Below are 13608 nucleotides of genomic sequence, written 5' to 3'. Positions count from 1 at the left end.
AGGAAGGCGTACGGGGTCGGGGTCAGCGGCCGTCGCCGGCGTCGGCCGGCTTCCAGCGGAAGAGCCGCCGTTCGAGGAAGGCCAGCAGCCCCTCGGCGAGCAGGGCGACGACGGCGAGGATCACCATGGCGGCGTACACCCCGGCGGCGTTGAAGGTCCCCTGGGACGCCGAGACCAGCAGGCCGAGGCCCTTGGTCGCCCCGATGTACTCGCCGACGATCGCGCCGATCAGCGCGAAGCCGAAGCTGACGTGCAGGCTGGTGAAGATCCACGAGGTGGCGGAGGGGATCACCACCCGCAGGGTCACCTGGCGGTTGCTCGCCCCGAGGATGCGGGAGTTGGCGACCAGGTTGCGGTCGACCTCCCGTGCGCCCTGGAAGGCGTTGAAGAAGACCGGGAAGAAGACCAGGACCACGGCGGAGGCCACCTTCGAGGCCGGTCCGAGGCCGAACCAGATCAGGAAGATGGGGGCGAGGACGATACGGGGCAGCGCGTTGAGCACCTTGATGTACGGGCCGAGCACATCGGCGAGGAAGCGGATCCGGCCGAGCGCGATGCCCAGCACCACACCGCCGGCCACGCCGATGACCCAGCCCAGGAGCGCTTCGTAGAGCGTGTACCAGACCTGCTCCCACAGCGGGCCCTGCGGTGTTCCGCGCAGCGCCCACTCGCTCATCTGGTGCCAGATCCTGGAGGGCATGGAGAAATTGAAGGGATCGATGACGGCGGCGCGGGCCAGTCCCTCCCACAGCCCGATCAGGGCGACGAGCAGCAGCACCCGGGTGCCGTGGACCAGGAGCTGGTGACGGCGCGCGGCGCGGGCCCTGGCCCGCGCACGGTCCGTACGGTCCGCTCCGGCCGGGGAGCCGACCGGGGTCGCGGTCTCAGGCGGCATCGGTGGCACCCCTCTCTCGGGTGATCCGGACCTCTTCGCCGAGCGAGGACCAGATCTCGCGGTAGATCTCGATGAAGCGCGGCTCCAGCCGCACCGATTCGACCTTGCGCGGGCGCGGCAGGTCGATCGCGAAGACCTCCTTGACGGTGGCCGGTCCCGCGGTCATCACCACGACCTTGTCGGCGAGGGCGATGGACTCCTCCAGGTCGTGGGTGACGAAGACGACCGAGGCGCCGGTCCCCGACCACAGCTCCAGCAGTTCGTCCGACATCAGCGCCCGGGTCTGCACGTCGAGGGCGGAGAACGGCTCGTCCATGAGCAGGATTTCGGGGTCGTTGACGAAGGTCGCGGCCAGGGCGACCCGTTTGCGCTGCCCGCCGGAGAGCTGGTGCGGATAGCGGTCCTCGAAGGCAGCGAGCCCGACCCGGGCGAGCCATTCCCGGGCCCGCTGCCGGGCCTCGGCCTTCGCCGCGCCGCGGAACCGGGGACCGGCCATCACGTTCGACAGCACGGTGCGCCAGGGGAAGACCGCGTCCTGCTGGAAGACGAACCCGATCCGGTCCCCGATGCCGCGCACCGGCTCGCCGGCGACCAGCACCTCGCCCTCCGTGGGCTCTTCCAGGCCGCTGACCAGCGTCAGCGTGGTGGATTTCCCGCACCCGGTGGGGCCGACGACCGCGACGAACTCGCCGCGTCCGACGACCAGGTCCAGGTCCCGGACGGCCGTGTGCAGCGCCCCCGAGGGCGTACGGAAGGTCTTGCTCGTCCCCCGCAGTTCGATCGCGGGGCTCGTGTGGCTGTTCATGGCCGGGAGGCTAGGAGCGACCCGGGCCACGGCGGCAGCCTTGTGGGCGCAAGCCGCCTTTCTGCGCGCAAACCCTGTTGTGCTCGTTCTGCTCACGCTAGAACGGCTGGATCATGTCCGAGGGGTAGGCGCCCGCTCACCCTCGGCTTACGGTGCGATCACCGCGAGGTGACAAGGAAGATTCGGTTCCGATCCGGTGCGGAGGAGCCGGCGACAGGAGGAGAGCGCATGCGGATCCGCCGGCCCCGACGGGTCTTCGCGCAGGTGCTCACCGCGCAGGTCGCCCTGACCACCGGGGTCATGGTGCTCGCCACCGGCCTGTTCCTCGCCCCGCTCAGCTCCGAGCTGGACGACCAGGCGATGCGCCGGGCGCTGTCCATCGCCCAGACCACCGCCGCCGATCCGGACCTCGCCGAGGAACTCGTCGGCACCGAACCCACGGCGCACGGGCCGGTGCAGGCCGACGCGGAGCGGATCCGCGCCGCGACGGGGGCGCTGTACATCGTCGTGCTGGACACCCGCGGAGTGCGCTGGTCGCACACCCACCCCGACGAGATCGGCCGGCATGTCTCCACCGACCCGAGCCGTACCCTCGCCGGGCGGCAGGTGCGGCAGATCGACACCGGCACCCTGGGGCGGTCGGCCCGCGCCAAGGTGCCGCTGCGCGACCACCGCGGCCGGATCGTCGGCGCGGTGTCGGTCGGTATCGCCTACGACAGCGTCCGGGGGCGGCTGTTCGGCACCATCCCCGGGCTGCTGCGATACGCGGGTGCGGCACTGGCCGTCGGGGTGCTGGCCGCGGTGGCGCTCTCCCGGAGGCTGCGGCGCCGTACGCACGGGGTGGCGTTCGCCGACATCTCCGCGCTGCTCGACGAACGGGAGGCGATGCTGCACGGCATCCGGGAGGGCGTCGTCGCCTTCGACCGGCGCGGCCGTATCCGGCTGGTCAACGACGAGGCGGCGCGGCTGCTCGGCCTGGACGCGGGGGCCGCGGGCCGGGCGCTGGACGAGGTGCTGCCGCCGGGGCGGACGACGGACGTGCTGGCCGGGCGGGTGGCCGGCACGGATCTGCTGGCGGTCAGCGGCGGCCGGGTGCTGGTCGCCAACCGGATGCCGACACCGGACGGCGGGGCGGTGGTGACCCTGCGCGACCGCACCGAGCTGGAGCTGCTGGGCCGCGAGCTGGACGGCACCCAGGGGCTGTTGGACGCACTGCGGGCCCAGGACCACGAACACGCCAATCAGTTGCACACCCTGCGCGGGCTGCTGGAACTCGGCCGGCACGAGAAGGCGGTGGAGTTCGTCAGCGAGGTGGCCAGCGCGCAGCGGGCCTCGGCGGAGCAGATCGCGGAGCGGGTGCACGAACCACTGCTCTCCGCCCTGCTCGTCGGAAAGGCAGCCGTCGCGGCCGAACGCGGGGTATCGCTGCGGGTGTCCCCCCAGACCCTGCTGCCGGACGCCGTGGTCGACCCGCGCGACCTGGTGACCGTGCTGGGCAACCTCATCGACAACGCGCTGGACGCCACCGCCGGGCTCCGCCGCGACGCGCCGTTCGTGGAGGTGGAGCTGCGGGCCGAGCACACCACCGCCGTGCTGCGGGTCTCGGACACGGGGCCGGGGGTGCCGCCTCGGCTGCGGGAGCAGATCTTCGCCGAGGGCTTCTCCACCAAGGCCGCCCCGCCCACCGCCGGCGCCGGACCGTCCGCGTCCGTGGTGCCCTTCCCGCGCGGGCGGGGCATCGGCCTGGCGCTGGTGCGGCGGCTCGCCGAGCGCTACGGCGGGATGGCCCGGGTGACCGCCCGCGCGGGAGGCGGCGCGGTCTTCACCGTCGTCCTCCCCGAGGCCCTCGCCCGGCCCGGGGAGACGCCCGGCCGCCGGCTCAGCGCGGCGGGAGAGCCACGGTGAGGCGGGAGACCCACGACGGACGGAGGACGACGATGACCGGAGTGCCACGACGGCCGGAGCCCCGCGCGCACGCGGCGCCGCCGGAGCGAAGACCCCTGCCGAGCGGAGCCGCCCGATGATCGACGTCCTGGTCGTGGACGACGACTTCCACGTCGCCGAGATCAACGCCGCGTATGTGTCCCAGGTGGCCGGCTTCCGGGTCGCCGGGCGTGCCCACACCGCCGCGCAGGCGCTGGCCGCCCTGGAGCGCACCCCCGTCGACCTGGTGCTGCTCGATCACTATCTGCCCGACGAAACGGGCCTGGCGCTGGTGCGCCGGCTGCGGCAGCTCGGCCACCGCACCGACGTGATCATGGTGACGGCGGCCCGGGACGTCGCCACGGTCCAGGACGCGATGCGCAGCGGCGCGCTGCAGTACCTGGTCAAGCCGTTCGGCTTCGCCGGGCTGCGCGCCAAGCTCGACGGCTATGCGGCGCTGCGCCGGACCGTGGAGCGGGTGGGCGGCCGCGGCGAGGCCGGCCAGGAGCAGGTGGACCGGATCTTCGGCGCCTTCCGGACCACCGACGCCCCGCACACGGAGCTTCCCAAAGGCCACTCGGCGGCGACCGTCGATCTGGTCCGCCGCGTCCTGGACGCGGCCGCGCACCCGCTGTCCGCCCACGAGGTCGCCGAACGCGCCGGCGTCAGCCGCTCCACGGCCCAGCGCTACCTCAAACACCTCGAACGCGGCGGCCACCTCACCCTCACCCTCAAATACGGCGACACCGGCCGCCCTGAACACCGCTACCGCTGGGCGCGCACCCCCTGACCGGCCCCGTGCCCGCACGTCCCGTCCGTCCGGCCGGAGCCGTCCGCCCGCCGCCCCGCGAGCCGCGCGCCGGATGCGCCCACGAGCCGGACGGGGCGCACGGGGCGCACGGGGCGCACGGGCACGCCCTACCCTGCCGATCATGAATACTGCGACTCCCGGCGGGCCGGGCCCCGAACCGGGTCGCTGGGCTTTCGCGAGTACGGCCGCCTCCCCGACTTCGTGGCGATGGGCGGGCGCCGCTACGACAAGGTCTTCTCCATGCTGGACTTCCGCACGAACGGCGAGGACCCGCCCGGCGAGGCCGCGACGGCGCACGGTCCGTAGCCGAGGAGTGACGGAGTGGGGCGGGCGGAAATCCCCTCCGCCCCACCCCCTTGACAGCCCTCCCGTCGGAACCGACGATTCCGGGGTGAACCTGTCAGACAGCCAGACAGCTGGCGGCATGCCCCGGCGGATCAGCGCGATGGAAGCGGTCCTCCACCACCTGCGCGGCGCCATCGAACGCGGCGACTACGCGGTCGGGGACAAGCTCCCCTCGGAGGCGGAGCTCTGCCGCCGGCTGGAGGTGAGCAGACCCGTGCTCCGGGAGGCGCTGCGCGCCCTCCAGACCATGGGGCTGACCGTCTCGCGCACCGGCAAGGGCACCTTCGTCGTCTCCGACGGCGCGGTGGCGGACCCGACCTTCGGCGACTACGCCGCGAGCGACCTGCTGGAGGTGCGCCGGCACGTCGAGATCCCGGTGGCCGGTTACGCGGCGGTGCGCCGTACGCCGGAGGACCTCGACCAGCTGACCCACCTGCTGGAGCGGATGGAGCAGGAGACCGACACCACGGCATGGGTGGCGATGGACTCGCTGTTCCACCTCGCCGTCGCCCAGGCGGCCCGCAACCCGGTCTTCCGCCGGGTCATCGAGGAGATCCGCGACGCGCTGGCCCGCCAGTCGGCCTTCCTCAACGAGCTCGGCGGGCGGCGCGAGCAGTCGAACCGGGAGCACCGGGCGATCGTCGAGGCGCTCGTCGACAGTTCCGAGCACGACGCGGTGGAAGCCATGCGGCACCACCTCGCACGCGTCGAGTCGACGCTGACCACCATCGTGCGGCCACCGCACCGTACGCCCCCCTCCACGGAAGACGAGGACCACGCGTGAGCGAGCAACCCCTCCGGCAGGCGGAACGGCAGCACCACCGAGACGCGGGGCAGGACACCGCACAGGGGCCGGCGGGCGGGCATGTGGACGCCGGTGACGCCGGGTACCAGAAGTCCCTCACCTCCCGGCACATCAACATGATCGCGATCGGCGGGGCCATCGGCACCGGGCTCTTCCTCGGCGCGGGCGGCCGGCTCGCCGGCGCCGGACCGTCGCTGGCGGTGGCCTACGCGGTCTGCGGCCTGTTCGCTTTCCTGGTGGTGCGCGCGCTGGGCGAGCTGGTGCTGCACCGGCCGTCCTCGGGTGCGTTCGTGTCGTACGCGCGCGAATTCCTCGGCGAGAAGGGGGCGTTCGTCGCGGGCTGGATGTACTTCCTGAACTGGGCGACCACCGGGATCGCCGACATCACGGCGGTGGCGACGTACACGCACTACTGGGGCATGTTCTCCGACGTCCCGCAGTGGGTGATCGCCCTGATCGCCCTGGCGGTCGTGCTGACCGTGAACCTGATCTCGGTGAAGATCTTCGGCGAGCTGGAGTTCTGGTTCGCGATCGTCAAGGTCGGGGCGCTGGTCGTCTTCCTGCTGATCGGCATCTTCCTGCTGGTCACCCAGCACCCGGTCGGCGGCCACACCCCGGGTCCCGCGCTGATCACCGACCACGGCGGGGTCTTCCCGGCCGGCACCCTGGCGATGCTGCTGGTCATCCAGGGCGTGGTGTTCGCCTACGCCTCGGTCGAGCTGGTCGGCGTCACGGCGGGCGAGACCGCGGAGCCGGCGAAGGTCATGCCCAAGGCGATCAACTCCATCATGTGGCGGGTGGCACTGTTCTACGTCGGCTCGGTGGTGCTGCTGGCGATGCTGCTGCCCTGGACCTCGTACTCGGCCGCCGAGAGCCCCTTCGTCACCGTGCTGTCCCGCGTCGGGGTGCCGGCCGCGGGCGGCGTGATGAACCTCGTGGTGCTCACCGCCGCGATGTCCAGCCTCAACTCCGGCCTCTACTCCACCGGGCGCATCCTGCGCTCGATGGCGATGTCCGGCTCCGCGCCGCGGTTCACCGGCGTGATGAGCCGCAGCCAGGTCCCCTACGGCGGCATCCTGCTGACCTCGGGGGTCTGCGTCCTGGGCGTGGGGCTCAACTACGTCGTGCCGAGCGAGGCGTTCGAGATCGTGCTGAACTTCGCGGCGATCGGCATCCTCAGCACCTGGGCGATGATCATGATCTGTCATCTGCTGTTCTGGCGGAAGGCGCGGGCCGGGCTGCTCGTCCGCCCCGGCTACCGGCTCCCCGGCTCGCCCTGGACCGAGAGCGTGACGCTGGCCTTCCTGGCCCTCGTCCTGGTGCTGATGTGGGCCGACGGCGGCGCCGGCCGCACCACCGTGCTGGCCCTGCCCGCGATCGCGGCCGCGCTGGTCGCCGGCTGGTTCCTGGTACGGGGCCGGGTCCGCGCCCTCAGGGACGCGACGGCCCCCCGGAGCGAGGGGCAGCAGGCCGCCTCCGGGACCGTCCCCGCGGCACGCCCCGGCAGCACCTCACCCACCCCGCACACCGCGGACCCCCACGACACCGACACCGACCACAGCACCGACCCCACGGAAAGCACCGAGAACTGATCATGAGTCAGAGCAGCACCACCCTTCCGCCGCACCGCGCTCCGGGCGCCGCGCCCGTGGTCCGCGCACCGGCGCACGTCCCCGTCGCCCATGTGGTGCGCGGCGGACTCGTCGAAGGCGTCCACCACGGCTCGGTCGTGGTCCTGGCGGCCGACGGGAGCGTGGAGTTCCAGGCGGGCGACATCGAGGCCGCGTTCTACCCGCGCTCGGCGCTCAAGCCGGTCCAGGCGGTCGGCCTGCTGCGCGCGGGGCTGCCGCCGCTCGACGACGAGGCGCTGGCCCTCGTCGCGGCCAGCCACTCCGGCGAGGAACGGCATCTGGCCACCGCCCGGCGCATCCTGGACGCCGCCGGGCTGGACGAGGCCGCGCTGCGCAACGTCCCCGATCTGCCCTACGACCCCGCCGTCCGGGACGACTGGCTCCGCCGCGGCCTCGGGCCGAGCCGCCTCGCGCAGAACTGCTCGGGCAAGCACGCGGCCATGCTGCTGACCGCCCGCACCCGGGACTGGCCCCTGGACGACTACCTCGACCCCGGCCACCCCCTCCAGCGGGACCTCGCCGCGACGGTGGCGGACCTCACCGGCCAGGGCATCGCCCGGGTCACGGTCGACGGCTGCGGCGCCCCGCTGTTCGCGGTGTCCCTGCACGGCCTGACCCGGGCCGCCGCCCGGCTGGCGACGGCCGCCCCCGGCACCGACGAGGGCCGGGTCGCCCACGCCATGCGCACGTACCCGGAGCTGGTCTCCGGCAGCGGCCGGGACGTGGCCCGCCTGATCCGGGCGGTGCCGGGCCTGCTCGCCAAGGACGGCTTCGAGGGGGTGCAGATCGCGGCGCTGCCGGACGGGCGGGCGGTCGGCGTGAAGATAGCCGACGGCGCCGACCGCGCCCGGATGCCGGTGACGGCGGCGGCCCTGGCGCGCTGCGGCATCGACCCCGGCGTCCTCGCCCCCTTCGCCGCCGCCCCCGTCATCGGCGGCGGCGCCCCGGTCGGGACGCTGCGCGCGACGGCCGCGCTGACCCCGCACGGCACCTGACACCACGTCACTTCCCCTGCCCGCCCCCTCCCCCGCTCCCGCACCTCACGAAGGACCACCTGCACCATGACTGCCGCCGGCCACCGCCGCGAACACGATCTGCTCGGCGACCGCGAGATACCCGCCGACGCGTACTGGGGCGTGCACACCCTGCGCGCCGTGGAGAACTTCCCGATCACCGGTACGCCGATCTCCGCCTACCCGCACCTGATCAACGCGCTCGCCGCCGTCAAGGAGGCCGCCGCCCGGGCCAACGAGGACCTCGGGCTGCTCGACTCCGGGCGGGCCGACGCGATCGCCGCCGCCTGCCGGGAGATCCGGGCCGGCGGCCGGCTGCACGACCAGTTCGTCGTCGATGTCATCCAGGGCGGCGCCGGCACCTCGACGAACATGAACGCCAACGAGGTGATCGCCAACCGGGCGCTGGAGATCCTGGGCCACGCCAAGGGCGACTACCGCCATCTGCACCCCAACGAGCACGTCAACCTCGGCCAGTCGACGAACGACGTCTACCCGACGGCCGTCAAGGTCGCCACGGTCATCGCGGTGCACGAACTGCTCGACGCGATGACCGTGCTGCGCGAGGCGTTCGCGGCCAAGGCCGAGGAGTTCCGCGACGTCCTCAAGATGGGCCGCACCCAGCTCCAGGACGCGGTGCCGATGACCCTGGGCCAGGAGTTCTCGGCGTACGCGGTGATGCTGGAGGAGGACCAGAGCCGGCTGGCGGAAGCCGTGCCGCTGATCCACGAGATCAACCTCGGCGCCACGGCCATCGGCACCGGCCTCAACGCCCCCGAGGGCTACGCCGAGGCGGCCCGCGGGCACCTGGCCGCCCTCACCGGACTGCCCCTGGTCACCGCCGCGAACCTCGTCGAGGCCACCCAGGACTGCGGGGCGTTCGTGCACCTGTCGGGCGTCCTCAAGCGGGTCGCCGTCAAGCTCTCCAAGAGCTGCAACGATCTGCGGCTGCTCTCCTCAGGACCGCGGGCGGGCCTCGCGGAGATCAACCTGCCGCCGGTGCAGGCCGGTTCGAGCATCATGCCCGGCAAGGTCAACCCGGTGATCCCCGAGGTCGTCAACCAGGTCGCCTTCGAGGTCATCGGCAACGACGTCACCATCACCATGGCCGCGGAGGCCGGCCAGCTCCAGCTCAACGCCTTCGAGCCGGTGATCCTGCACTCCCTCTCGGAGAGCATCACCCACCTGGGAGCCGCCTGCCGCACCCTGGCCGAGCGCTGCGTGGCGGGCATCACCGCCAACACCGAGACGCTGCGCGCGAGCGTGGAGAACTCCATCGGGCTGGTCACCGCCCTCAACCCGCACATCGGCTACACCGCCGCCACCGCGATCGCCAAGGAAGCGCTCGCCACCGGGCGCGGCGTCGCCGAACTGGTCCTGGAACAGGGGCTGCTCCCGGCCGACCGGCTCGCCGCCCTGCTGCGCCCGGAGGAGATCGCCGGCACGGGCCGCGACACGGCCGCCGTCTGACCTCTCGCCGGACCGCGGCAGCCGCGGGATCCGGTTTTGTACGGGCCGGGCGGGCACCTCCCGGGGGCCCGCCCGGCCCGCCGTCTTCAGGGGCTGTGACGCGGCGGGCCGGGCGCTCGGGGCCGCCGGCCGGGTCAGCCGATCGGCTCCGGCATCGGGAGCACGTCGTAGGCGAGCGCGATGACGTTCCCGGTGGCCGGGTCGGCGAGTTCGACGCGCCAGCGGGCCGCGAACGGGTCGACGCCAGCCCGCATCGGGATGGTCCCCGATATCAGGACCGTGCCGGGCCGCAGCTCGCCGCGCTCGCGCAGCACCTCGGTCCAGTAGCCGGGCGTCAGCAGCTCGCCCGCCGTCCCGTCCTGGAGGAGGACCTCCGCGCCGCCGCCGACGGGGGTCACCCAGGCGCGCAGGGTCAGGGTGTCGAGGCGGTCGGCGACGTCGGCCAGGCGCCATGCCGTACGGGCGAGCACATCAGGTCCGGCGTTCTTGCTCCAGGCCACGCCGTGCGCCTCCAGAGCGCGGTCGGTGTGGTCGCAGGCCGCCGTGAGCAGCAGGTCCCCGGTCTCGTCCACGACGAGCGCCCACTCCGCCTCGCCCGAGGTGCGGGCGTGCTGCACCGGCACCTCGGCGGTCTGCTGGCCCAGGTAGGGCGCGACCGGGTAGAGGGCGGGGACGGTGGACGGCGCGGGTACGCCGAGTTCCGCCAGTTCCGCGACGTGGGCGGCCACATCGGCTTGGCTGCGGCCGGCGTACCCGGCGTTGAGCAGCCTCGACACCTCGACCCTGCGCTGTGTTCCGTCCGGGAGCTCGAAGGTCAGAGCGGCCATGGTTCCTCCAGGTCACAGTGGGTTGCGCGGAAGTGAATTCGCTCCCCGGAAGGGTTGCGCATACGCCTTGTATACAGCAAGTATGCCCTGCAGTGCAGCAACCGATCCCGAGGTGGCCCGACCATGGACAACGCAGAACACCGCGGGGCGCGGCTCCGCACGGCGTCCCGCCCCGACCGTGGCGCGCTGGTGCGCGCCTTCGTCGCCAGCCTGACCGGCACCTCGCTGGAGTGGTACGACTTCGCGGTCTACTCGGCCGCCTCGGCGCTGGTCTTCGGCAAACTCTTCTTCCCGTCGGCCGACCCGCTGACCGGCACCCTGCTGGCGTTCTCCACCTACGCGGTCGGCTATGTCTCACGGCCGCTCGGCGGGTTCCTCTTCGGCCGGCTCGGTGACGTCATCGGCCGCAAGAAGGTGCTGGTGGCGACGTTGGTGCTGATCGGCACCGCGACGCTGCTGATCGGCCTGCTGCCCACCCAGGCCGCCATCGGCCCGGCCGCACCGGCGGCGCTGGTGCTGCTGCGTTTCGCCCAGGGCGTCGGCGTCGGCGGCGAGTGGGGCGGCGCCGTCCTGCTGACCAGCGAGTACGCGGACAGCCACCGGCGCGGCTTCTGGGCCTCGGCGGCGCAGATCGGCCCGCCCGCCGGCAACCTGATGGCCAACGGCGTGCTGGCGGCCCTCGGCTCGCTCCTGACCGACCAGCAGTTCCTGGCGTGGGGCTGGCGGATCGCCTTCCTGCTCTCCGGCGTCCTGGTGGCTTTCGGGCTGTGGATCCGCGTGCGCCTGGAGGAGACGCCGGTGTTCCGGGCCATGGAGGCGAGCGGCGACCGGCCCGAGGCGCCGGTCCGCGAGGTGTTCACGGCCCAGCCGCGGGCCCTGGTGGCGGCGGTCCTCAGCCGGGTCGCGCCGGACGTGCTCTACGCGATGTTCACCGTCTTCGTCCTCACCTACGCCACCGAGCACCTGAGGCTGCCCCGCGAACAGGCGCTGGCGGCCGTACTGATCGGCTCGGCGCTGCAGATCGTGCTGATCCCGCTGGCCGGGGCGCTGTCGGACCGCTGGAACCGGCGCCGGATGTACCTCGGCGGCGCGGTCGCCGCGGGGGTGTGGCCGTTCGTGTTCTTCCCGATGGCGGACAGCGGTTCCTTCGGGCTGCTGGTGCTGGGCGTGGTGGTGGCCCTGGCGATCCACTCCCTGCTGTACGGGCCGCAGGCCGCGTTCGTCGCCGAACAGTTCACCCCCCGGCTGCGCTACACCGGGTCGTCGCTGGCGTACACGCTGGCCGGGGTGATCGGCGGGGCGGTCGCTCCGCTGCTGTTCACCGCGCTGCTGGGCTCCTTCGGCAGCTGGCTGCCGCTGGCCCTGTACCTGGCCGGGACCGCCGTGGTCACCCTCGTGGGCGTGCTGCTGGGGCGGGATCCGGCGCACGATGAGGACGAGCAGTACGCCCACCCGGCGAAGGGCGCCGGGCGGTCGCCGGGGAGGATGATCACAGAAGCACCCGGCCGCTGAGGCGGCCGCCCGGCACCCGTTCCGCAGAACCGACCGGCACGAGAGAAGAGAGATCCGTATGCGCATCGCGCTGTGCCAGATGACGGCATCGACCGATCCCAAGGAGAACCTCGTGGACGTCCAGGACCAGGTCCGCGGCGCCGCGCGCGCCGGGGCCCGGCTGGTGGTCCTTCCCGAGGCGGCCATGGTGCGGTTCGGGACCCCGCTCGCGGAGGTGGCCGAGCCGCTGGACGGGCCGTGGGCCGAGGGGGTACGGGCGGTCGCCAGGGAGACCGGGGTGACGGTCGTGGCGGGCATGTTCACCCCGGCGCCCGACGGACGGGTGGCCAACACCCTGCTCGCCACCGGCCCCGGCGTCGAGGAGTCCTACGACAAGATCCACCTGTACGACGCGTTCGGCTTCCGGGAGTCCGACACGGTCGCCCCGGGCCACCGCGTGGTCACCATCGACGTCGACGACGTCCGGGTGGGCCTGGCGACGTGCTACGACCTGCGGTTCCCCGAGCTGTTCCGGGCGCATGCGGACGCCGGGGCGACGCTGTCGCTGCTGCCCGCCTCCTGGGCCGCGGGGCCGGGCAAGCGTGCGCAGTGGGACCTGCTGGTGCGGGCCCGCGCCCTGGACGCGACCGTCTGGGTGGCGGCCGTGGACCAGGCCGCCCCGGATCCGGGGATCGACCCCGAGGAGCCCGCCCAGGCCCCGAACGGCGTCGGGCACACCGCGCTGATCGGCCCCGACGGGACCGTCCGCGGCCGGCTGGGCAGCACTCCCGACCTGCTGATCGGGGAAGTGGACCCCGAGGAGGCCCGGCGGGTCAGGCGGGCCGTGGCGGTGCTGGACAACCGGAAGCTGTAGGCCCGGCCCACCGGGGTCAGGCGGCCAGGAGGATGCGCTGGGTCGCCCTGATGTGGCCGTCGATGGCCGCACAGGCGGCCGCGGCGTCCCCGGCCGCCAGGGCGTCGAGGATCTGCCGGTGCTCGGCGAGCACCTCGTCCTGGCGGTTGCCCGAGCGGTAGAGGGCGAGGACCCCGGCCCGGATCTGGCGGCTGCGCAGCGCGTCGTACTGACGGCTCATCAGGGTGTTGCCGACGGCCGCGACGAGGGTGGCGTGGAAGCGGTGGTCGGCGGCGATGAACTCCTTGGTGGTCTCCTCGCCCCGCAGGGTGTCCTGGTGGGCGAGGATGTCCGCCATCTCGTCGACGGGCGCGGTCCCCTGATCCGTCGTACGCTCCGCGGCGAAGCGCTCGATCAGGCCGCGCATCTCCATCAGGTCCCTGATCTCGCGGCCGGACAGCGGCGCGATATGCGCCCCGCGCTTGGGGACCAGCCGCACCAGGTCCTCGGCGGCGAGCAGCAGCAGGGCCTCGCGGATCGGAGTGCGGGAGACGCCGATCCGGTCCGCGATCTCCTGCTCGGACAGGAACCGGTCCTGCATCTCCGGGTCGGTCAGCACACTGTCCTTGAGATACGCGTAGGCCTTCTCACGCCCCGACTGCATCGCCCGCTCTCCCCCACTCATGAACCGCCACCACTGCATACAACCTGTATGCGCAGGCTACACGGCCGGCCCCGG

General features: G+C 73.2%; 12 protein-coding genes. 8 read left to right on the top strand and 4 right to left on the bottom strand.

Annotated features, from left to right (window positions below; all coding sequences use genetic code 11):
• Positions 1 to 22: 22 nt before the first annotated feature.
• Positions 23 to 895 carry an ABC transporter permease gene (locus K7396_RS32415; protein ID WP_086720898.1) on the bottom strand — a complete coding sequence of 291 codons (873 nt, stop codon included), beginning with the start codon at positions 893 to 895 and terminating at the stop codon, positions 23 to 25.
• Positions 885 to 1700 (bottom strand): ABC transporter ATP-binding protein, encoded by an 816-nt coding sequence (locus tag K7396_RS32410; protein WP_086720897.1) that lies wholly within the window; start codon positions 1698 to 1700, stop codon positions 885 to 887. The genes K7396_RS32415 and K7396_RS32410 overlap by 11 nt, the downstream gene beginning before the upstream one ends.
• Positions 1701 to 1928: 228 nt before the next feature.
• On the opposite strand from K7396_RS32410, the gene K7396_RS32405 reads away from it, so the two are divergent.
• The 6 genes from K7396_RS32405 (at position 1929) to aspA (ending at position 9698) form a co-directional block, all read left to right on the top strand.
• Positions 1929 to 3605, top strand: a complete 1677-nt coding sequence (locus K7396_RS32405) for a sensor histidine kinase (protein ID WP_086720896.1) — start codon at positions 1929 to 1931, stop codon at positions 3603 to 3605.
• Positions 3606 to 3720: 115 nt separating this feature from the next.
• Positions 3721 to 4413, top strand: coding sequence for a response regulator (locus K7396_RS32400; RefSeq protein WP_086720895.1), 693 nt, complete (start codon positions 3721 to 3723; stop codon positions 4411 to 4413).
• Between the two features lie 412 nt (positions 4414 to 4825).
• Positions 4826 to 5563 carry a FadR/GntR family transcriptional regulator gene (locus tag K7396_RS32395; protein ID WP_086720894.1) on the top strand — a complete coding sequence of 246 codons (738 nt, stop codon included), beginning with the start codon at positions 4826 to 4828 and terminating at the stop codon, positions 5561 to 5563.
• Positions 5564 to 5700: 137 nt separating this feature from the next.
• Positions 5701 to 7176 carry an amino acid permease gene (locus tag K7396_RS32390; RefSeq protein ID WP_308686901.1) on the top strand — a complete coding sequence of 492 codons (1476 nt, stop codon included), beginning with the start codon at positions 5701 to 5703 and terminating at the stop codon, positions 7174 to 7176.
• 2 nt (positions 7177 to 7178) lie between these two features.
• Positions 7179 to 8210 carry an asparaginase gene (locus K7396_RS32385; RefSeq protein WP_152104501.1) on the top strand — a complete coding sequence of 344 codons (1032 nt, stop codon included), beginning with the start codon at positions 7179 to 7181 and terminating at the stop codon, positions 8208 to 8210.
• Positions 8211 to 8276: 66 nt separating this feature from the next.
• Positions 8277 to 9698, top strand: a complete 1422-nt coding sequence (aspA, locus tag K7396_RS32380; protein ID WP_086721057.1) for an aspartate ammonia-lyase — start codon at positions 8277 to 8279, stop codon at positions 9696 to 9698.
• A 134-nt stretch (positions 9699 to 9832) separates the two neighbouring features.
• Here the strand turns inward: aspA and K7396_RS32375 are convergent, their stop codons facing one another.
• Complete coding sequence (locus K7396_RS32375) at positions 9833 to 10525, bottom strand: DUF2848 domain-containing protein (RefSeq protein ID WP_086721058.1); 693 nt, start codon at positions 10523 to 10525, stop codon at positions 9833 to 9835.
• Positions 10526 to 10714: 189 nt separating this feature from the next.
• Here K7396_RS32375 and K7396_RS32370 point away from each other — a divergent pair, with 189 nt between their 5' ends.
• Positions 10715 to 12037, top strand: a complete 1323-nt coding sequence (locus K7396_RS32370; protein WP_086721067.1) for an MFS transporter — start codon at positions 10715 to 10717, stop codon at positions 12035 to 12037.
• 58 nt (positions 12038 to 12095) lie between these two features.
• Positions 12096 to 12890 (top strand): carbon-nitrogen hydrolase family protein, encoded by a 795-nt coding sequence (locus K7396_RS32365; protein ID WP_086721059.1) that lies wholly within the window; start codon positions 12096 to 12098, stop codon positions 12888 to 12890.
• Positions 12891 to 12906: 16 nt separating this feature from the next.
• Here the strand turns inward: K7396_RS32365 and K7396_RS32360 are convergent, their stop codons facing one another.
• On the bottom strand, positions 12907 to 13533 hold the full coding sequence (locus tag K7396_RS32360; RefSeq protein ID WP_086721060.1) for a GntR family transcriptional regulator: 627 nt from the start codon (positions 13531 to 13533) through the stop codon (positions 12907 to 12909).
• Positions 13534 to 13608 lie beyond the last annotated feature (75 nt).

It is taken from the genome of Streptomyces angustmyceticus, from assembly GCF_019933235.1.
In the GTDB taxonomy this organism is placed as follows: domain Bacteria; phylum Actinomycetota; class Actinomycetes; order Streptomycetales; family Streptomycetaceae; genus Streptomyces; species Streptomyces angustmyceticus.
This window is presented reverse-complemented; position numbering and strand designations above follow the sequence as displayed.